The sequence below is a fragment of the Shewanella jiangmenensis genome (genome assembly GCF_018596335.1).
Taxonomy (GTDB): domain Bacteria; phylum Pseudomonadota; class Gammaproteobacteria; order Enterobacterales; family Shewanellaceae; genus Shewanella; species Shewanella jiangmenensis.
The window spans coordinates 303802-324712 of sequence record NZ_JAHEPS010000001.1 but is presented as its reverse complement, the minus strand read 5'-3'; the positions used below and the strand labels follow the sequence as shown (position 1 = coordinate 324712).

Sequence of the window (20911 nt, the reverse complement as noted above, 5' to 3'; positions counted from 1 at the left end):
GATGGGATTAGCCTTCGATGCTCACCTTCTCGATAACCACGGCTTTCAGAGGCACATCCTGATGCATGCCGCGGTTGCCGGTGTTCACGCCTTTGATCTGGTTAACCACATCCAGGCCTTCAACCACTTCACCGAATACGCAGTAACCCCAGCCCTGAGTGGATTCAGATTTGAAATCCAGGAAGGTGTTGTCATTCACGTTGATGAAGAACTGCCCGGTGGCAGAGTGTGGGTCTGAGGTGCGGGCCATGGCAAGGGTGCCAACCTTGTTGGACAGACCGTTGTTGGCTTCGTTCTTGATTGGCTCATGGGTGCGCTTTTGTACCATATCTTCGGTAAAACCGCCGCCCTGGATCATGAAACCGTCGATAACACGGTGGAAGATGGTGCCATCAAAGAAACCTTCGCTGGCGTAACGCTGGAAGTTTGCAGCGGTTACGGGCGCTTTGTCGTGGTTCAGAGCAATTTTGATATCGCCGAAATTGGTGTGCAGTGTGATCATCTTTGCGGTACTCATTTGAAAATGTCGCCGGATTCTAACTTATCTCGAACGGCCCTGAAAGTGCAGTATTCAAGGGCATTGGAGCATGATAGACTCGAAGGCTTAATTTTACACCCCGTGCTTAGTGGAAAGAGAGCAAGAATGTTGAAGATATACAACAGTATCAGTCGTCAAAAAGAGGAGTTTAAACCCATACAGCCAGGCAAGATTGGCATGTATGTTTGCGGCGTGACGATTTATGACCTGTGCCACATCGGCCACGGTCGTACTTTTGTGTGTTTTGACATGATTGTGCGTTATCTGCGTTATCGCGGTTATGAAGTGAACTACCAGCGCAATATCACCGACGTGGATGACAAAATCATCAAGCGCGCCAATGAAAACGGTGAGAGCTGCGACAGCCTGACCGAGCGTTTGATTGGTGAAATGCATGCCGACTTCGATGCGCTGAATATGCTGCGCCCAAGCTTTGAGCCGCGCGCGACCCTGCATATCGACGAAATCATCGATATGGTGACCCGTCTGCTCGATCGCGGTCATGCCTATGTTGCTGCCGACGGTGACGTGCTGTTTGATGTATCTTCCTATGCCGCATACGGCCGTTTGTCAGGCCAGGATCTTGAGCAGCTGCAGGCCGGTGCCCGTGTTGAAGTGGACGAAAACAAGCGCAATCCGATGGACTTCGTGCTGTGGAAGATGTCAAAGCCCGGCGAGCCGACCTGGGAGTCGCCATGGGGACCGGGGCGTCCCGGCTGGCACATCGAGTGCTCTGCCATGAACAGCAAACATCTGGGTCTGCATTTTGATATCCACGGCGGCGGCAGCGATCTGCAGTTCCCGCACCATGAAAACGAAATAGCCCAGTCATGCTGCGCCCACGACACCCCTTATGTGAACACCTGGATGCACACCGGCATGGTGATGGTTGATCGCGAGAAGATGTCCAAATCTTTGGGTAACTTCTTTACCATCCGTGACGTGCTGGCCCATTACGATGCCCAGACCGTGCGTTACTTCCTGCTCTCTGGCCACTATCGCAGCCAGCTGAACTACAGCGAAGACAACTTAAAGCAGGCGCGTGCCTCACTCGAGCGCATGTACACCGCACTGAAAGGTCTGGATTTGACTGTGGCGCCTGCCGGTGGCGATGAGTTTGTCAGCCGTTTCGTGGCTGCGATGGACGATGATTTCAACACCCCTGAAGCTTACTCCGTGCTCTTCGATCTGGTGCGTGAAATCAACCGCCTGAAAACTGCGGATGTCGCGGCGGCTTCAGCCCTGGCTGTGGTGCTTTCCGATCTCGCCTCAGTGCTTGGCATTCTGTCATCGACCCCGGAAGCTTTTTTGCAGGGCGACGGCAGCGCCGATGAAGTGGCTGAAATTGAAGCGCTGATCGTTGAGCGTAACCGTGCCCGCGCCGAAAAAGATTGGCCGGCTGCTGACGTTGCACGCGACCGCCTGAACGCCCTGGGTGTGGTGCTGGAAGACGGCCCCGAAGGCACTACTTGGCGCAAGAAATAAGCCGCCCTGGAACATGCAAACAAAAACGCCTGCAATCGCAGGCGTTTTTTATGGCGCGGCAGATAATATCAGTCGTGATAGTTTTCAGCGGCGTAAAGGGTGTTTTCCAGCAGGCTCGCGATAGTCATCGGGCCCACACCACCGGGAACCGGGGTAATAAAGGCTGCGCGCTTGGCGGCCACATCAAATTCAACGTCACCCACCAGACGACCGTCGTCGAGACGGTTGATGCCCACGTCAATCACTATGGCGCCGGGTTTAATCCAGTCACCCGGGATAAAGTGCGGCTTACCAACGGCCACGACCAGCAAGTCAGCCTGACGTACTTTTTCTTCGAGGTTTTTGGTAAAGCGGTGGCAGGTGGTGGTGGTGCAGCCAGCGAGCAGCAGCTCCAGCGTCATGGGGCGGCCAACGATGTTGGAGGCGCCAACCACCACGGCATCCAAACCATAGGTGTCGACACCGGTGGAGCGGATAAGGGTCATGATCCCCATCGGGGTGCAGGAGCGCAATACGGGAATGCGCTGGGCCAGGCGACCTACGTTATAAGGGTGGAAGCCGTCCACGTCTTTATCGGGGCGAATGCGCTCAATCACCTTGGATGAGTCGATATGCGCCGGCAGCGGCAACTGCACCAGAATGCCGTCGATGGCAGTATCTTCGTTGCAGCGGTCAATCAGTGCCAGCAGATCGGACTCTGTGGTGGTCACTGGCAGGTCAAACGATTGCGACAGGAATCCGACTTCTTCGCAGGCTTTACGCTTGGAGCCAACGTAAACCTGTGAGGCGGGATCCTGACCAACCAGGATCACAGCAAGACCCGGAATGCGCTGGCCTGCCTCTTTACGGGCTTTAACCTTGTCGCTCAGGGTAGTGCGGATGGCTTGGGCAATGGCCTTGCCATCGATATTTTGGGCTGTCATGGATGTAGGGCTTCCTTTATATGGCAGCAGCGTTGCCACCTGAAGTTTTCAGCGCGCATATTCTAGCAGCCAAGGCCAGTAGTGTCATTGCTCCCATTGGCGTGAAATCCTGATAACTCTGTACTGCTTCATAATTCGCCAGGCGGTTTTTATCCCTTAAAAAAATCGTTGACGGGTCAAAGGTGAGGGGATAAGATGCGCTCCGTTCTGACGCGAGGCGTCAAACAGCAAGTTCTCGGTGATTAGCGCAGTCCGGTAGCGCATCTGCTTTGGGAGCAGAGGGTCAGAGGTTCGAATCCTCTATCACCGACCAAATTTTAAGTTGATGCGCCAAGCGTCGACTGCCCCGGATAGGCTTCAACGCATGTTGACACCTTGCGCCCGTAGCTCAGTTGGATAGAGCATCCGCCTTCTAAGCGGATGGTCGCAGGTTCGAATCCTGCCGGGCGTGCCAAAAATTCAGTGGTGACTGTAGCTCAGTTGGTAGAGTCCCGGATTGTGATTCCGGTTGTCGTGGGTTCGAGCCCCATCAGTCACCCCACTTCTTCAGAAGGTTAAAAAGCGGCCAAAGGCCGCTTTTTTTCTGCCCTTTATGCCCTGATTCAGGCTCGACTCCCGCAATAACGGTGGCTATAATGTTGCGTCTTGATAACTGTCAACTATCTGCGACCTTTGCCGGCGCGTCAGTCGCGACAGGCATGAAAGTCAAATTAAGAAGATCAAGAACCGAACACCTGAATAGTTGATGACTCGGCTATTTACAAAGGACGTTAGACATATTTCGAGGTAAAACAATGCAAGTTTCTGTTGAAACAACTCAAGGCTTAGAGCGTCGCCTGACCATCTCTGTACCTGCCGAGCAGATCGAGAAACTGGTTAACGAGAGCCTGAAGCGCGAAGCCAAGCGTGCCCGTATCCCTGGTTTCCGTCCTGGCAAAGTTCCTATGAGCGTTATCAGCAAGCGCTACGGTCCAGCAATTCGTCAGGATGTGACTGGCGAGATCATGCAGCGCAACTTTGTTGAAGCCATCATCGCCCAGAAGCTGAACCCAGCCGGTGCCCCTACTTTCGCACCAGGCAGCAGCAGCGCCGAACAGTTTGAATTCGTAGCCACTTTTGAAGTGTATCCAGAAGTTGAGCTTAAAGGTCTGGATGTCATCGAAGTTGAACAGCCAAAAGCTGAAGTGACTGCCGCTGACGTAGACAACATGATTGAAACTCTGCGCAAGCAGCACGCTACTTTCGCCGCTGTAGAGCGCGCCGCTGAAGAAGGTGACAAGGTCACCATCAACTTCGTTGGCAGCGTAGACGGTGAAGAGTTCCAGGGTGGCAAGGCCGAAGGCTTTGAACTGCAACTGGGCAGCGGTCGCATGATCCCAGGCTTTGAAGAAGGCATCAAAGGCCACAAAGCCGGTGAAGAGTTCGACATCGACGTGACTTTCCCTGAGGAATACCACGCTGAAAACCTGAAGGGCAAAGCGGCCAAGTTCGCTATCACCCTGACTGAAGTGAAAGCTGCTGAGCTGCCAGAAGTGAACGACGAGTTCGCCAAGTTGTTTGGTATCACCGAAGGCGGTGTGGACGCACTGAAAGCTGAAATCAGCAAGAACATGGGTCGCGAACTGGAGCAGGCGCTGAAAGCGGCTGTGAAAGAGCAAGTGATCAACGGTCTGCTGGCTGCCAACGAAATCGAGCTGCCAAAGGCTCTGATCGAAGGCGAAATCAACGTACTGCGTCGTCAGGCCGTACAGCGCTTTGGTGGCAACGCCGCCAACATGCCTGAGCTGCCAGCTGAGCTGTTCGCTGAGCAAGCTGAGCGCCGCGTAAAAGTGGGCCTGCTGCTGGGTGAAGTGATCAAGTCAAGCGAACTGAAAGTAGAAGAAGAGCGCGTTCAGGCGCTGATCGCTTCTATGGCGTCTGCTTACGAAGATCCATCTGAAGTAATAGCTTACTACAACGGTAACAAAGAGCTGATGCAAAACATGCGCAACGTAGCGCTGGAAGAGCAAGCCGTTGAAGCCGTGCTGAAATCTGCAAAAGTGACCGAGAAGCAAGTTGCTTTTGAAGAATTTATGAACAAGGCTACCGGCCGCGCGTAACCGCAGCTTGACTTGATTGGCGTTAAGCCATTTATAATGGCTCGTATGAGGCTCCTCATGCGGGCCATTTTTATTTAGGGAAGGGTTAAATGCATTACGCACCGGAATCAGTATTCAATGCGCTTGTGCCTATGGTGGTGGAACAGACTGCCAAAGGAGAGCGCTCCTACGATATCTATTCACGTTTGCTGAAAGAGCGTGTCATTTTCCTGGTGGGCCAGGTTGAAGAACACATGGCAAACCTCATCGTAGCGCAGCTGCTGTTTCTGGAATCAGAAAACCCTGATAAAGAGATTTATCTGTACATCAACTCCCCGGGTGGCAGCGTCACTGCAGGTATGGCCATTTACGATACCATGCAGTTTATCAAGCCAAAGGTCAGCACCGTGTGTATCGGTCAGGCCTGCAGCATGGGCGCATTTTTGCTGGCCGGTGGTGAAAAGGGCATGCGTCACTGCCTGCCAAATTCGCGGGTGATGATCCATCAACCTTTGGGTGGTTTCCAGGGACAGGCATCGGATATCGCCATCCATGCGCAGGAAATCCTGGGGATTAAACACAAACTCAACCAGATGCTGGCACATCACACCGGCCAACCGCTGGAAGTGATTGAGCGCGATACCGATCGCGATAACTTCATGAGCGCGACTGCCGCAGTGGAGTATGGTCTTATCGATTCGGTACTGACCAACCGCTGATTTTTGCCGTCCTCTGGGCTAAGCTCAGATTGACAGGGTTGAGAGAGTTAAAGGCGATGGTGACATCGCGAACGAGGTAAAGTAATGGGCGAGAACAAGAGCGGTGATGGCGGCAAGCTGCTGTATTGCTCTTTCTGCGGAAAGAGCCAGCACGAAGTGCGAAAGCTGATCGCCGGACCTTCTGTGTACGTGTGTGATGAATGCGTTGAACTGTGCAACGACATTATCCGCGAAGAGATTAAAGAGATTTCGCCTAAGCGGGATCATGACAAGCTGCCCACGCCACACGAGCTGCGTGCGCACCTTGACGACTACGTTATTGGTCAGGAAAAGGCCAAGAAAGTGCTGTCGGTGGCGGTGTACAACCACTACAAGCGGCTGCGCAATGCCGGCCCAAAAGATGGGGTTGAGCTTGGCAAGAGTAACATCCTGCTGATTGGTCCTACCGGTAGCGGTAAGACCCTGCTGGCTGAAACCCTGGCCCGCTTCCTCAATGTGCCTTTTACCATGGCTGATGCCACCACCCTGACCGAAGCCGGTTATGTGGGTGAGGACGTCGAAAACATCATTCAGAAGCTGCTGCAAAAGTGCGACTACGATGTTGAGAAGGCCCAGCGCGGTATCGTCTACATCGACGAAATCGACAAAATCAGCCGTAAGTCCGATAACCCGTCCATCACCCGCGATGTGAGCGGCGAGGGCGTGCAGCAGGCACTGCTGAAGCTGATTGAAGGCACTGTGGCAGCGGTGCCTCCTCAGGGTGGCCGTAAGCATCCGCAGCAGGAATTTTTGCAGGTCGATACCTCCAAGATCCTGTTTATCTGCGGCGGCGCGTTCGCCGGTCTTGAGAAGGTTATCGATCAGCGTACCCACACCGGCAGCGGCATTGGCTTTGGCGCGCAGGTGAAGGGCAAGGCTGAAAAAGAAACCGTGACTCAGATGCTCGCTCAGGTTGAGCCGGAAGATTTGGTCAAATACGGCCTTATTCCTGAATTCATCGGCCGTCTGCCTGTGGTTGCTACCCTGGCTGAGCTTGATGAAGACGCGCTCATTCAAATTCTGTCTGAGCCAAAGAACGCGCTGACCAAGCAATATGCAGCGCTGTTCGAGATGGAAGGTGTAGAGCTTGAGTTCCGTGAAGATGCGCTTAAAGCCATCGCCCGCAAAGCCATGACCCGTAAGACCGGTGCCCGTGGTCTGCGCTCTATCGTTGAAGGCATTCTGCTCGATACCATGTATGACCTGCCATCCATGGACGGCGTCAGCAAAGCCGTGGTCGACGAGTCAGTGGTAAAAGGCGAATCTGCCCCTATCCTGATTTACGAGCAAGCCGAAACCCAGGCGGCCAGCGGCGACCAATAATTGGTCATTTGCTTTCAAGAAGATACTAAAGGAGTCCGATTGGGCTCCTTTTTTACATTTAAGCCATTGAAAGGGCCAAAACAGCCCCAATATACTCGGATATCACCTATCTGAAACGGAATCGAGTTATGTCCCAAGAGCGTGAAGCGCATTTCGAATTGCCGGTACTGCCACTGAGAGACGTGGTGGTTTACCCCCATATGGTCATTCCGTTATTTGTGGGTCGTGAAAAGTCTATCCGCTGCCTGGAAACCGCCATGGCCCAGGACAAGCAGATCATGCTGGTTGCCCAGCGTGATGCCGACCTCGACGAGCCTGCAGCCGACGACATCTTTGAAGTGGGCACCATAGCGTCCATTCTGCAGCTGCTTAAGCTGCCTGACGGCACAGTTAAAGTGCTGGTCGAAGGCGGCCGCCGTGCCCGTATCGCCCGTTACACCAAAGAAGAGCCGTTTTTCGTTGCACGCATCGAAGAGCTGCCCTCTGCACCTATGCCTGAAAAAGAGGAAGAAGTGCTGGTTCGCAGCGCCATTTCCCAGTTTGAAGGCTATATCAAGCTCAACAAGAAAATTCCGCCTGAAGTGCTGACCTCCATGTCCGGCATCGACGAAGCGGCGCGTCTGGCCGACACCATGGCGGCCCATATGCCGCTTAAACTTGAAGACAAGCAGTCGGTGCTGGAGATGGTTAACGTCGGTGAGCGCCTCGAGTATCTGATGGCGATGATGGAAGCCGAAATCGATTTGCTGCAGGTGGAGAAGCGCATTCGCTCCCGCGTGAAGAAGCAAATGGAGAAGAGCCAGCGCGAGTACTATCTGAATGAGCAAATGAAAGCGATTCAGAAAGAGCTTGGCGATCTGGACGAAGGCCATGACGAATTTGAAACCCTCAATCGCAAGATTGAAGAGGCCAAAATGCCGCCTGAAGCCAAAGAAAAGGCTCAGGCAGAGCTGAATAAACTCAGAATGATGTCGCCCATGTCGGCAGAGGCCACAGTTGTGCGCTCTTACGTTGACTGGATGACGGCTGTGCCCTGGTTTGAGCGCTCCAAAATCAAGCGCGATCTGTCCAAGGCAGAAAAGGTGCTGGATGCCGACCACTATGGCCTTGAAAAGGTCAAAGAGCGGATCCTCGAGTATTTGGCGGTGCAGACCCGGGTTAAGCAGCTTAAAGGCCCAATTCTGTGTTTGGTTGGCCCACCGGGCGTGGGTAAAACCTCGCTGGGTCAGTCCATCGCCAAGGCAACCGGTCGTAACTATGTGCGTGTGGCCCTTGGTGGCGTGCGTGATGAAGCCGAAATCCGTGGTCACCGCCGTACTTATATCGGCTCTATGCCCGGAAAAATCATCCAGAAAATGGCCAAAGTGGGCGTGAAAAACCCGCTGTTCCTGCTCGACGAAATCGACAAGATGAGCTCGGATATGCGCGGTGACCCGGCGTCAGCGCTGCTGGAAGTACTGGACCCGGAGCAGAACGCCACCTTTAACGATCACTATCTTGAGGTCGATTACGACCTGTCTGATGTGATGTTCGTGGCCACCAGTAACTCGATGGATATTCCAGGCCCGCTTTTGGACCGTATGGAAGTCATTCGTCTGTCCGGTTACACCGAAGATGAAAAGCTTAATATCGCCAAGCAGCACCTGCTGCCCAAGCAGGTTGAGCGTAACGGCCTGAAGCCCAGCGAAATCAGCGTCGATGATGGCGCCATTTTGGGCATTATCCGTTACTACACCCGCGAAGCCGGTGTGCGTGCTCTTGAGCGCGAGCTGTCGAAGATTTGCCGTAAAGTGGTCAAGCAAATCCTGCTGGATAAGAAAATCAAGCATGTGGATGTGACCGGCGACAACCTCAAGTCGTTCCTTGGCGTGCAGCGCCATGATTACGGCAAGGCCGAGTCAAACAATCAGGTTGGCCAGGTAACAGGTCTTGCCTGGACTCAGGTGGGCGGCGATCTACTCACCATCGAAGCGACTTCTGTACCGGGTAAAGGCAAGCTGACCTACACAGGTTCGCTCGGTGATGTGATGCAGGAGTCGATTCAGGCGGCCATGACTGTGGTGCGTGCCCGCGCCGAGCAGCTTGGTATTAACCCAGACTTCTACGAGAAGCGTGATATCCACGTACACGTTCCGGAAGGCGCCACCCCCAAGGATGGCCCATCCGCAGGCTGCGCCATGTGCACCGCACTGGTATCGAGCCTCACCGGCAACCCGGTACGCGCCGATGTGGCCATGACAGGCGAAATCACCCTGCGCGGCGAAGTGCTGCCAATCGGTGGCCTTAAGGAAAAGCTGCTCGCGGCCCATCGTGGCGGTATCAAGCATGTGCTCATCCCGAAAGAGAACGAGCGCGACCTTGAGGAAATTCCTGCTAACGTCGTGGCAGACCTGCAAATTCATCCGGTTCGCTGGGTGGATGAAGTCCTGAAACTGGCGCTCGAGCGCCCGGTTGAGGGTTTCGAAGTGGTCAAAAACGTCGGATAAGGCAAAAAAGTGCGCTACAGGCTTAAAAAAGTGAAAAAAGGGGCTTAACAAACCCCTTAGCTGTGGTAGCCTAAGTTCCGTGGAGAGCCAGTCACTCCAATCCCTTGGCAGGACTGGCTTTGAGCTGTATCCGACTTTAATTCTTTGGTTTTTCTTAGATGCTTGAACTTTAGTTTCAAGCTTGTTATAAAAGCCTCCGCAGACCGCTCTAGAGAAGGATTTGGTTGCGGCGCAAAAACTACATTCAAGGGGATGACATGAATAAATCTGAACTGATCGAGAAAATTGCTTCCGGTGCTGACATTTCCAAGGCTGCTGCCGGCCGCGCACTGGACTCTTTCATCGCTGCTGTGACCGAAGGTCTGAAGGATGGCGGTAAAATTTCCCTGGTTGGTTTTGGTACTTTTGAAGTTCGTGAGCGTGCCGAGCGTACTGGCCGTAACCCACAGTCCGGCAAAGAGATCAAAATCCCAGCTGCCAAGATCCCAGCATTCAAAGCTGGTAAAGCACTGAAAGACGCAGTCAACTAAGACTCGCCTTTGTAGGCTTTCGTTCTTCAAGCACTGCCAAAGCAGTGCTTTTTACGAATTGAAGGACCTTGGTGTTGATACCCTGGTCCGGAGTGACGAAGCATTCAAGGTCATTCCTGAAAAGTTACATAAAGGCGCATCCACACTGTGATGCGCTTTTTTATTTCAATCACAAGAGTAACAAGCGGGACATCTGATGTTAGAAAAGATCCGTGAAGGTTCCCAGGGTACCATTGCCAAGAGCATCCTGGTGCTGGTGATACTTTCCTTTGCCTTTACCGGTGTGAGCAGCTATCTGGGCTCTTCCACCGAAACACCGGCAGCGACAGTCAATGGCGAGGTTATCCCCGAGTCAGCGCTGGAGCAGGCCTATCAAAATGAAAAGGCGCGCATGGAGCAGCAGTTGGGCGACATGTTCGAAACTCTGGCAGCAGATGATAACTACCTGCGTTCCATCAAACAGGGCGTGCTTGAGCGTCTGGTGGCGGACAAACTGCTGGATCAAACTGCCACTGAGCTGGGTCTGCGCGTGTCTGACGAGCAAATCAAGCAAGCCATTCTCGAAGAGCCTGCATTCCAAACTGAAGGTAAATTCGATAACGAGCGTTATCAGGCGATTCTGCGTCAGCTGGGTTACCAGACCAACAGCTTCCGCGACATGATGCGCGTTGACATGACCCGTCGTCAGCTGATTAACGCCCTGGTTGGCAGTGAATTTGTACTGCCGTCAGAAAGTAAGGCAATTGCTGAGCTGCAGGGCCAGACCCGCGATCTGCGCTACGTTGTGGTGACTTCACAGCCGTTTGAAGCCGGTGTGAGCGTGACTGACGAGGAAGCCAAGAGCTTTTACGACGCCAATCCGGATCAGTTTATCAATCCTGAGCAGGTGAGCCTTGAATACCTGATGCTGTCTGCCAAGACTCTGGCAGATGCCGTCAATGTGACTGAAGAGCAGGCTAAAACCTACTACGACGAGCACATGAACCAGTACAAGACTCCGGAAAAACGTCTGGCCGGTCATATTCTGGTCAATCTGGGTGAAGATGAAGCCGCTGCCAAAGCCAAAATCGATGCCATCTATGCCAAGCTGCAGGGCGGCGCTGATTTCGCTGAAGTCGCCAAGACTGACTCTGAAGACACCTTCAGTGGTGAGCAGGGCGGCCAGCTGGATTGGTTCGAGCAGGGCGTGATGGATCCTGCGTTCGACGGCGCGCTGTTTGCGCTGGAAAAAGGCGCTTATTCTGCGCCGGTGAAGAGTGAGTATGGCTTCCACATCATCAAGCTGCTTGATCAGCAAGGCGGCGAGCAGGCCGCATTTGCCGACGTGAAAGACCGCATCCTCGCGCAGCTGAAAGATAAAGAAGCGCTGGACAAGTTCTACAGCCTGCAGCAAAAGCTGGCCGATACCAGCTACGAAGTGCCCGACAGTCTTGTTGAAGCGGCTAAAGCTACCGGTCTTGAGCTCAAAACCACCGCGCTGTTTGCCCGCGAACTGCCACCGGCTGAAATCAGTAACCCAGCCCTTATCAAGGCGGCGTTTTCTGAGCAAGTGCTGCAAAGCGGCATGAACAGCGATGTGATTGATCTTGGTGACAACAACGTGGCTGTGGTGCGCATGAAGGAGCACAAGCTGGCGGGTACCCTGCCGTTTGCAGAGGTGAAAGCCGGTATCGTGACCCGTCTGACTCAGGACAAAGCCAACGAAGCGGCCAAGAAACAGGCCGATGAGCTGCTGGCTAAGTTCAAAGCCGGTGAAGCGATTGATCTGACTGCCAAAGCCAAGGTTGCCCGTTTTGACCGTGAGCTTGACCCGTCCATCGTCAACAAGGCCTTCCAGCTCGCTGTTGGCGGCGCAGATAGCGTCAGCATGGCCGCAGGCTATGCCGTGGTAGTGCTGGACAAGGTAAACGCCGCTGAGAAGGTGGAAGATGCCCTCGTTGAAGCGCTGGCACAGCGTTTGTCAGGTCAGTACACCGAGAACACCTATCGCGGTGTGATTGAGTCACTCAAGGCCAAAGCCGAAGTGACCTACGGCGCCGAGTAATACATCAATTCCAGTTTTAAAAGCCAGCCTCAGTGCTGGCTTTTTTGTGCCTGCCGGGCGGGTTATACGCCCGAGTTTTATAGGGGGGGCGGGGACCGAAACGCGCTACAACCGCCAGTCGATGGGAGTGTGGCCTTTGCGAAGCAGATGCTCATTGGCGATGGCAAAGTGGCCGCAGCCGAAAAAGCCGCGCTGGGCCGACAGTGGCGATGGATGAGGCGCTTTGAGGATAAGATGCCTGGATGCATCAATCAGCGCCGCCTTTTTACCGGCATGGCTGCCCCAAAGCATAAACACCACACTCTCGCGATGGTGGCTAATGCCGGTGATTACCGCATCGGTAAAGCGCTCCCAGCCAAGATGGGCATGGGAGTGGGCCTGGCCGCGCTCAACGGTAAGCACTGTGTTAAGCAGTAGCACCCCCTGATGGGCCCAGGCACTTAAGTCGCCATGGGCAGGCACGACAAAGCCTGGGATTGAGTTTGACAGCTCAATAAAGATGTTTTGCAGCGACGGCGGAGGCGGGCAGGGCGGCAGCACTGAAAAGCACAGACCATGGGCCTGGTTTGGGCCGTGGTATGGGTCTTGCCCGAGGATAACCACCTTGATGTTATCAAACGCCGTGTAACGAAAGGCATTGAAGATATCGGCCTTGGGCGGATACAGGGTAACACCTGCGCGGATCCGCTCATCCACATAGCGCAGGGTATCGTTAAAGTAAGGCGCGCGCTTTTCGCCTCCGAGCAGTTGCTGCCAATCCACGCTGACTCCTTTGACCTTCTGCAGTAAGTTCCTGCTATCGTTTTCCACACCCATTATGCTGATTTTCAGGCATAAAAAAACGCCGCAGTGCGGCGTTTTTCAGGTGTTTTGGCTTACAGCTCAATCACGTCGAAATTGACTTCCGGATTGACGTCGGCGTCGTAGTCGATGCCGTCGATACCGAAACCAAACAGCTTGATGAACTCGGCCTTGTACTCGAGGTAGTCGGTCAGCTCAGACAGGTTTTCCGTGGTGATTTGTGGCCACAGGTCGCGGCAATGCTGCTGAATGTCATCACGCAGCTCCCAGTCGTCCAGACGCAGGCGGTTATCTTCATCCACCTCAGCGGCGCTGCCATCGGCCTTGTACAGGCGCTCAGAGAACATGCGCAGGATCTGCTCCATACAGCCTTCGTGCAGGCCTTCGGCACGCATCTTCTTGAATACCATGGCGATGTACAGTGGCATCACAGGAATGGCAGAAGAAGCCTGGGTTACAACGCTTTTCAGCACAGCTACGTTGGCGCTGCCGCCTTTGGCTGCCAGCTTGTCGTTCAGTGCGTGGGCGGCGCGGTCAAGGTCCATTTTGGCCTTGCCAAGGGCACCGTGCCAGTAAATAGGCCAGGTCAGCTCGGTACCAATGTAAGAGTAAGCGACAGTTTTGCAGCCATCAGCCAGTACACCGGCATCATTCAGCGCGTTGATCCACAATTCCCAATCCTGACCGCCCATCACGGTAACAGTGTCGGCAATTTCCTGCTCGGTGGCGGGCTCAACACTGGCTTCGATGATGGTGTCTTTGTTGGTGTCTACCGCGGTCGAGCTGTATGGCTGACCGATAGGCTTAAGAGATGAGCGCACCAGCTCGCCGCTGTCAGGCAGTTTACGCACCGGCGAGGCCAGCGAGTACACCACCATGTCGATTTGACCCAGATCGGCTTTAATCAGCTCAATCACCTTGGCTTTGGCTTCATGGCTGAAGGCATCGCCGTTGATGCTCTTGCTGTACAGGCCTTCGGCCTTGGCAAATTTGTCAAAGGCGGCGGTGTTATACCAGCCGGCAGTGCCCGGCTTGCTGTCGGTGCCCGGCTTTTCAAAGAACACGCCGATGGTCGCTGCGCCGCTGCCAAAGGCCGCAGCAATACGGGAAGACAGGCCATAGCCACTGGAGGAGCCAACCACCAGCACCCGCTTGGGGCCATTGGCGATAGGGCCACGGGCCTTGGTCAGATTGATTTGCTCAAGCACATTGGCTTCACAGCCGACCGGATGAGTGGTGGTACAAATAAAGCCACGGATTTTTGGTTTGATAATCATGTTTATGCTTCTTCAGTCAACACTGGCAATAGAATAATGACTTGAGCCACCGAAGGCAGCTCCTTTTTTACGTTTCACCCCGGTGGTTGGATGAGTTCAGCGCTTGCGACCCTGGCGGGTCTGCTCGGCGATAAGCCTTGCGGTGTATTCGTGCTGCGGGTTTTCGAACACCTCGGCCACCGGGCCTTTTTCCACCAATTTGCCCTTGTGCAGCACCATGATTTTATCGCTCACGTGGCGCACCAGGCTTAAATTGTGGGACACAAAGATATACGACAGCCCCATTTCCTTTTGCAGATGCAGCAGGAGGTTAAGGATTTGCGAGCGCACCGACAGGTCAAGGGCGGTCAGGGCCTCGTCAGCGATGATCACCTTGGGGCTTAACATCAGTGCCCGCGCCACCGCCACCCGCTGCTTTTGCCCTTCAGAAATCATGTGGGGATAAAAGTCGGCGTGTTCGGGTAAAAGCCCGACTTTCCTTAAGGTGTCGCTCACCTGGGCGGCGCGCTCGGCCGCCGTGAGTTTGGTGTTGAACCTCAGTGGCTCGGCCAGCAGCTCGCCGATGGACAGGCGAGGGTTGAGCGAGGTGTTGGGATCCTGAAAAATCATCCGGATAAGGCGGCAGCGCTGCTTTACGTTGCGGCTTTCCAGCGCCGTACCTTCAAACAGAATTTCGCCGCTGCTGCGCCGCTCGGCGCCCACCAGAATGCGGGCAAGGGTACTCTTGCCTGAGCCCGCTTCCCCTACGATTGCCAGGGTTTCGCCCTGACCAAGCTCAAACGAAATGGGCGCGAGCGCCTCGTTGTACTGGGCGCGAAAACGGCGGTAACCACTGAAATAGCGTTTTGAGAGTCCGGTGACTTTAAGCAGAGGTGTCGTCATCGCCGCTCTCCGTTTCATAGGGGAAATGACAGGCAAAATACCGGTCTTTTTTATGTTGTAGCTGTGGCTGATGCACACATTGCTTGCGTGCCTCCGGGCAGCGCGGCCCAAGGCGACAGCCAATGGGCAAATGTTGCAGTGCGGGCGCTGAGCCCGGCAGGGTTGGCATCAGCCCCTTGTGGGGCAGGTTGCCGCGATAATCCGGCATGTGGTCCATCAGCGCCTTGGTGTAAGGGTGCATGGGCTCGCGGATAAGCTCATCAATGGGCCCGGATTCCATCACCTGGCCGCAGTAAAGCACTGACAGGTTATCGCACCATTCGGCCAGGGTTTCGAGCTCATGGCTGATAAGCAAAATGGTGACACCCTGCAGCTGGTTAAGCTGGGCAAGCAGACGGAAAATCTGCGCCTGGGTGCTTGGCTCCATTGAGTTGGTCGGTTCATCGGCAATCAGCAGCCTTGGCTGATTGGCAAGCGCCATGGCAATCATCACCTTCTGGCATTCGCCTTCGGAGGTTTCCCAGGGGTAGCTTCGCATCACCCGCTTGGGGTCTTTAATGCCTACCTTGTGCAGCCACTTTTTGGCGGTGGCGATGCGCTCGCGGCTGCGCCGCCAAAAGGCCACGCTTTTATCGAGCGGCATGGCTTCAATCAGCTGGGCGCCTATGGTGATCACCGGGTCCAGGCTGCCGGACGGGTCCTGGAAAATCATCGCCATCTCATTACCCATCAGATTGCGGCGCTGCTCAGTGCTCATATCCTGCAGGTTCTGGCCATCCCACATCATACGGTCGGCGGTGATGGTCCAGTTGGGGCCGGGAATGCCGAGCACGGCGCGGGCGAGCAGGCTGCGGCCTGAGCCGGATTCGCCGACCAGGCCGTGAATTTCGCCCTCGTGCAGCATCAGGCTCACTTTTTCCAGCGCCTTCACCCGCCCGTGGGGGGTATCGAGCTCAATGGTGAGATTACGTATATCCAGTAGCGGCATAATCAGTTCTTTATCGGCGCCAGCGCCGAGCGCAGTCCGTCACCCACCAGATTCACGGCAAGTACGGTAAAGAGAATGGCAACCCCGGGGATGCTCACGGTCCAAGGGGCGGTCAGGAGGTTATCCAGGCCCTGAAACACCATGGCGCCCCACTCGGGGCTCGGGGCCTGTGCGCCAAGGCTTAAAAAACCGAGCGCGGCGATGTCGAGAATCGCGGTGGAAATCGCGAGTGTGGTCTGAATAATCACCACTTCCCAGACGTTTGGCATAATCACATACCAGAAAATTTGCAGGCTGTTGGCGCCATCGAGCCGAGCCGCCGTCACATATTCTTTTTGCAGCTCTTCGTGAATGGCCTGGTGAATGGCGCGCACAAACTGGGGCGTGAGCGCGATACCCACAGCCCAGAACACGTTGTCAATGCCGGGGCCGAGCACAGCCACCACCAGAATCGCCATCAGCAGCGACGGAATCGATAACAGCGCATCGAGCAGGTGCCCAAGGATACTCGACTTAAGGCCCTGCATCATGCCGGAGATGGCGCCAATCACAAATCCCAGCAGCAGCGCGGTAATCACCACCGCCAGCGACATACCAAAGGTCAGCTGCACGCCGTGGAGCAGGCGACTGAAAATATCGCGGCCTAGGTCGTCGGTGCCAAGAAAGTGCTCCACTGTGCCAGCCGGATCCCAGGATGGCGGCAGCAACAATGCCTTGGGGTTTTGCGCTTCAGGGCTGTAAGGGGCGATAAAGGAGCCAAACAGGGTCAGCAGCAACAAAAACACAATCACCCAAAGGCCAGCGAGGGCAAAGGGATTGGAGGCAAAGGATTTCCACAACCGCCTCATCGGAGACGGAATATCGTCTTCCTGGTAAATCTTAATTTGAGGCATAGAGTTCTTTCCTGCTCAGAGGATTGGAGGCTGTGTGCAGCACTTCAATCAGGATGCTGAGGAAAATAATCAGCAGCGCCACTGCAAGAATGCCGCCCTGAATAACGGTGTAATCCCGCTGATAAATGCCGGACACCAGCCAGGAGCCAACCCCCGGCCAGGAGAAAATCACTTCAACGACAATGGCGTAACTCGCGAAGGCGCCAAGCATTAACCCCAGATGCTTAAGCACGGGGATGAGCGCGTTTGGCAGCGCGTGGCGCAGAATGATTTTGCCAGTGTGCAGACCGCGGGCTTCGGCGGCGCGCACATAGGTTTGGTTCATCACATTCAGCATGGCCGAGCGGGTAATACGCACCACTACGGTAAAAGGCAGCACCGCGAGGGTGACCGCAGGCAGCACTATGTGGGCCAGTGCGTCTTTAAAGGCCGGCAGGCGATAGCTTGAGTCCGACAGCAGGGTATCAATCAGCATAAAGCCGGTGACGGGTTTGATTTCATACAGCAGGTTAATCTGGCCAGATATCGGCAACCAGCCCAAGCGCACCCCAAACCAGAGAGACAGGGTTAACCCAAGCCAGAACACCGGAATAGAGTAGCCGGTCAGGGTGATGGCCATAATGGCATTCTGGGTGAGCTTGTGCTGGTTTAATGATGCAAGCACCCCAAGCGGCACCCCAAGCACGAGTGCCAACAGTCCTGAGAAACACGCCAACTCAAATGAGGCCGGCAGCACGGTGGCAAGCTCTTTGGCCACGCTCTGCTGCGAGGTGGCCGAAATACCAAGGTTACCGCTCATGCGCTGCGACAGATAAGCAAAATACTGATAAACATCGGACTTATCTAACTGATAGTCGCTGATTATCTGCTGAACCTGCTCGGCCGACGGATTGATGATGCCGCTGTAGGCATAGGCGCGCTCGGTCGGGAAATGAATGGTGGCGATAAAGAGGATAGTCACCATCAGCAGCGAGGTGGCGATAAAGAGGTTGAGTCGCCTAAGCAGATAAATGCCCATCAATCATTGTCCTCCAGCGCGGGTTTGATGTCGGCAAAGGCGATGCCGCCGAAGGGGCTCACGGGCATGTAGCTGATATTGTGGCGATGCACCAGGGTGCGTTTGGCGTGGGCAAAGGCGAGCAGCGGCAGCTGTTTGGACACCTCGGCCTGGGCCTCCTGATACAGCGCGGTACGCTCAAGCCGGTCGGTGCTGGCACGGGCACGATTGAGCAGCTCATCAAAGGCCGGATCGCACCAGCGCGAGCGGTTGTTGCCCGAGCCCACCGAGGCGCAGCTCAGCAGCGGGGTAAAAAAGTTGTCCGGATCTGAGTTATCCGCGTTCCAGCCAATCAGCACCGAATCATAGTCAGTCTGGTTAAGCTTTTGGGTGAACACCGACCAGTCGTAGCTGATGATATTGGCCTTAACGCCAATGTTGGCTAAATCGGCCTGAATAAGCTCAGCCGTTTTCAGCGCATTCGGGTTATAGGCACGCGCAACCGGCATGGCCCAGATATCGATACTGAGGTTAACTATGCCCGCTTCTGCCAGTAAATTCATGGCTTTGCTCGGAGAGTAATCCAAATCCAGCTCGTAATCCCGCGCATAAGCCCAGGAAGAAGGCGGCAGCAGGCTTTGGGCTTCGACGCCGGTATCCTGGTACACGGCGCGCAGGATATTGCGCTTATCGACCGCAAGCGACAGTGCCCGGCGCACCCTCACATCATTAAACGGCGGCTTCTGGGTGTTGAATGCCCAAAATGCCACGTTAAGACCGGGTTTGGATTCGAGCAGCAGCTCGGGATGATTTTCTATAAATTTAAGCTCACCGGCCTTTGGCAGGGCAGACACACTGCAGTCGCCGGTAATGAGTTTAGACAGCCGCACCGAGCTTTTGGAGGTGATATCAAACACCAGCATGTCGATTTTGGGTGCTTCGCCCCAGAAGCCTTCGTGGCGCCGGTAGCGGATGTACTCGTTTTTCACGTACTCGACCAGACGAAACGGCCCGGTACCTATGGCTTTTTGATCAAGCAGCTCCGGCGTTTTGGCCCGCAGCAACTGATCGGCATACTCGGCCGACAGCACCACCGCAAAATCGGTGGCGAGGTTTGACAGGAAGGACGCGTCACGGCGCAGCAGCTTGAACACCACTTCGTAGTCGCCATTCTTGGTGACCGAAGCTACCTGATTGGTAAAGTCGATACTTTGGAAAAACGGATAACCGCTGCGAGCGACCCAGTAATAGGGATGGTCTTCATCGAGCACCCGCTGAAACGAGAACAGCACATCATCGGCATTGAACGGCCGGCTGGGGGTAAAGATGTCCGAGTGATGAAAAGTCACGCCATGGCGCAGAAAAAAGCGGTATTCCAGGCCATCGTCACTGATTTCCCAGCTACTTGCGAGCGCGGGGACGATTTTACCTTCGTCGGCATCGTAGTCCACCAGGCGGCTGTATAGCTGCTGCGAGGTGGCATCTATGGTGGTGCCTGAGGTGACGGTTTGCGGATTGAAAGATTCCGGGTTGCCCTCGGAGCAATACACCACACCCTGAGGCAATTGCTGATGGCCACAGGCGACCAGCCACCCACCTAAAAGGGGCAGCATTGCCAGCCTGAAAAGCCGTGTTGTCAGCGCATTCATTAATGAATCGTTATCGGATTGAGCGGTAATCATGGATTCTATCAGCCGCTCCAAGTTCACCGCAATCCACTTATGCCTTATCCAGCAAATTGTATTTCTTGAGAATACCGCGCAGCTGATGATAACTGAGCCCCAGGGCATCGGCGGTTTTCTTCTGGTTAAACTGATGACTCGCGAGCGCCTGCTGAATCAGGTTTTTCTCACTGTCTTCAAGGTACTGCTTAAGGTCGAGCGGAAAGGTAAGTCCGGCGAGTGCTGAGGTGTCGCCGCCGGCGCTGCTGCTGACGCTGGCCTCGCCCGCGCTGGCCTGATAGACAGCCGCGCTTTGCGTGCTGTCTGGCGCACTTTTCACGGCGGCAGTGGTGTCGGGGCTTCGCCGCTCCAGGGTTTTTACCCGGCCTTTGGGGCGCCAGGGCGACTCAAACGGGTCGAGCACTATATCTTCAATCGGCTCAAGGCTTGGCGCGCTGCGGTACACAGAGCGCTCGACCACGTTTTTCAGCTCGCGGATATTGCCGGGCCAGTGGTAGTCCAGCAGCATCTCGATGGCACTTTCGCCAAACCCTGGAAAAAACTCAAGTTTCAGCTGCCTTGCCATGCCGATGGCAAAATATTCTGCCAGTGGCATGATATCTTCACGGCGATGACGCAGCGGCGGCAGGGTTATCACATCAAAGGCGAGCCGGTCGAGCAAATCGGCGCGAAATTCACCGGCCTCGGCAAGGGATGGCAGGTCTTCGTTGGCTGCGCAAATAAGGCGCACATCGGCCTGCAATGTCCTGCTGCCACCAACCCGCTCGTATTCGCCGTATTCAATCACCCGCAGCAGTTTTTCCTGAATAAGCCCGGAGGTGTTGGCAAGCTCATCCAAAAACAGGGTGCCGCCATCGGCGCGCTCAAACCGGCCTTCATGTTTGCCTTTGGCACCGGTAAAGGCGCCGGACTCATGGCCAAACAGCTCACTTTCGAGTAGATTTTCGCTAAGGGATGAACAGTTTAGCTTGATAAAGGCCTGATCCCAGCGCTGGGACAGGTAATGCAGGCGCTCGGCAATCAGCTCCTTCCCTGTGCCCCGCTCGCCGATAATCAGCACGGGTTTGGACAAAGGGGCGATGCGCGACACGTGCTCCAGCACTTCGAGCAAGGCGTTGGACTGGCCAATGAGGTTATCCTGTTTAACTGCGTTGGGCACTTTTTTGGTCTTATTCGCTAACAAGTGGTGAAAATCATAATATGTGCCTGGGGTGCGAAAATAAAGC

The 20911-nt window shown here is 54.9% G+C and carries 17 protein-coding genes and 3 tRNA genes; 10 read left to right on the top strand and 10 right to left on the bottom strand.

What is annotated here, in order from left to right:
• Positions 1-7: 7 nt before the first annotated feature.
• The gene (locus KJI95_RS01515; protein WP_214505402.1) at positions 8-502 is read right to left on the bottom strand and encodes a peptidylprolyl isomerase; all 495 of its coding nucleotides are present in this window, start codon (positions 500-502) and stop codon (positions 8-10) included.
• A 141-nt stretch (positions 503-643) separates the two neighbouring features.
• Between KJI95_RS01515 and cysS the strand changes: the two genes are divergently transcribed.
• A complete protein-coding gene (gene cysS / locus KJI95_RS01510; protein WP_214505401.1) occupies positions 644-2023 on the top strand; it encodes a cysteine--tRNA ligase in 1380 nt (459 codons plus the stop codon).
• A 68-nt stretch (positions 2024-2091) separates the two neighbouring features.
• Here cysS and folD read toward each other — a convergent pair whose 3' ends face one another.
• Positions 2092-2946 (bottom strand): bifunctional methylenetetrahydrofolate dehydrogenase/methenyltetrahydrofolate cyclohydrolase FolD, encoded by an 855-nt coding sequence (gene folD, locus KJI95_RS01505; protein ID WP_214505400.1) that lies wholly within the window; start codon positions 2944-2946, stop codon positions 2092-2094.
• A gap of 236 nt (positions 2947-3182) precedes the next feature.
• Between folD and KJI95_RS01500 the strand changes: the two genes are divergently transcribed.
• The 9 genes from KJI95_RS01500 to KJI95_RS01460 all read left to right on the top strand — a co-directional run bounded on the left by KJI95_RS01500 (position 3183) and on the right by KJI95_RS01460 (position 12165).
• Positions 3183-3259 (top strand) — tRNA-Pro (locus tag KJI95_RS01500).
• Positions 3260-3323: 64 nt separating this feature from the next.
• Positions 3324-3400 (top strand) — tRNA-Arg (locus tag KJI95_RS01495).
• A gap of 11 nt (positions 3401-3411) precedes the next feature.
• Positions 3412-3487 (top strand) — tRNA-His (locus KJI95_RS01490).
• Positions 3488-3740: 253 nt separating this feature from the next.
• The gene (gene tig, locus KJI95_RS01485; protein WP_214505399.1) at positions 3741-5045 is read left to right on the top strand and encodes a trigger factor; all 1305 of its coding nucleotides are present in this window, start codon (positions 3741-3743) and stop codon (positions 5043-5045) included.
• A gap of 89 nt (positions 5046-5134) precedes the next feature.
• Entirely contained in the window at positions 5135-5743 is a 609-nt protein-coding gene (gene clpP / locus KJI95_RS01480) for an ATP-dependent Clp endopeptidase proteolytic subunit ClpP (protein WP_214505398.1), read from the top strand.
• 84 nt (positions 5744-5827) lie between these two features.
• Positions 5828-7105 carry an ATP-dependent protease ATP-binding subunit ClpX gene (gene clpX, locus KJI95_RS01475; protein WP_214505397.1) on the top strand — a complete coding sequence of 426 codons (1278 nt, stop codon included), beginning with the start codon at positions 5828-5830 and terminating at the stop codon, positions 7103-7105.
• Between the two features lie 128 nt (positions 7106-7233).
• Complete coding sequence (gene lon / locus KJI95_RS01470; protein ID WP_214505396.1) at positions 7234-9591, top strand: endopeptidase La; 2358 nt, start codon at positions 7234-7236, stop codon at positions 9589-9591.
• A 257-nt stretch (positions 9592-9848) separates the two neighbouring features.
• Positions 9849-10121 carry a nucleoid-associated protein HU-beta gene (gene hupB / locus KJI95_RS01465; RefSeq protein ID WP_011759343.1) on the top strand — a complete coding sequence of 91 codons (273 nt, stop codon included), beginning with the start codon at positions 9849-9851 and terminating at the stop codon, positions 10119-10121.
• A gap of 196 nt (positions 10122-10317) precedes the next feature.
• Positions 10318-12165, top strand: coding sequence for a SurA N-terminal domain-containing protein (locus KJI95_RS01460; protein WP_214505395.1), 1848 nt, complete (start codon positions 10318-10320; stop codon positions 12163-12165).
• A gap of 105 nt (positions 12166-12270) precedes the next feature.
• Here KJI95_RS01460 and ung read toward each other — a convergent pair whose 3' ends face one another.
• The 8 genes from ung to pspF all read right to left on the bottom strand — a co-directional run bounded on the left by ung (position 12271) and on the right by pspF (position 20844).
• Positions 12271-12981, bottom strand: a complete 711-nt coding sequence (gene ung, locus KJI95_RS01455) for a uracil-DNA glycosylase (protein WP_214505394.1) — start codon at positions 12979-12981, stop codon at positions 12271-12273.
• A gap of 59 nt (positions 12982-13040) precedes the next feature.
• Positions 13041-14243 (bottom strand): enoyl-ACP reductase FabV, encoded by a 1203-nt coding sequence (gene fabV, locus KJI95_RS01450; RefSeq protein ID WP_214505393.1) that lies wholly within the window; start codon positions 14241-14243, stop codon positions 13041-13043.
• A gap of 96 nt (positions 14244-14339) precedes the next feature.
• Entirely contained in the window at positions 14340-15125 is a 786-nt protein-coding gene (locus KJI95_RS01445; protein WP_214505392.1) for a peptide ABC transporter ATP-binding protein, read from the bottom strand.
• The gene (locus tag KJI95_RS01440; RefSeq protein WP_214505391.1) at positions 15106-16113 is read right to left on the bottom strand and encodes a peptide ABC transporter ATP-binding protein; all 1008 of its coding nucleotides are present in this window, start codon (positions 16111-16113) and stop codon (positions 15106-15108) included. Before KJI95_RS01440 ends, KJI95_RS01445 begins: the two co-directional genes overlap by 20 nt.
• A 2-nt stretch (positions 16114-16115) precedes the next feature.
• Positions 16116-17006 carry an ABC transporter permease subunit gene (locus KJI95_RS01435; RefSeq protein WP_214505390.1) on the bottom strand — a complete coding sequence of 297 codons (891 nt, stop codon included), beginning with the start codon at positions 17004-17006 and terminating at the stop codon, positions 16116-16118.
• Entirely contained in the window at positions 16993-18024 is a 1032-nt protein-coding gene (locus KJI95_RS01430; protein WP_214505389.1) for an ABC transporter permease, read from the bottom strand. The genes KJI95_RS01435 and KJI95_RS01430 overlap by 14 nt, the downstream gene beginning before the upstream one ends.
• Positions 18024-19652 carry an ABC transporter substrate-binding protein gene (locus KJI95_RS01425; protein ID WP_214506159.1) on the bottom strand — a complete coding sequence of 543 codons (1629 nt, stop codon included), beginning with the start codon at positions 19650-19652 and terminating at the stop codon, positions 18024-18026. Before KJI95_RS01425 ends, KJI95_RS01430 begins: the two co-directional genes overlap by 1 nt.
• Positions 19653-19722: 70 nt before the next feature.
• Entirely contained in the window at positions 19723-20844 is a 1122-nt protein-coding gene (gene pspF / locus KJI95_RS01420; protein WP_214505388.1) for a phage shock protein operon transcriptional activator, read from the bottom strand.
• Between the last annotated feature and the right edge of the window lie 67 nt (positions 20845-20911).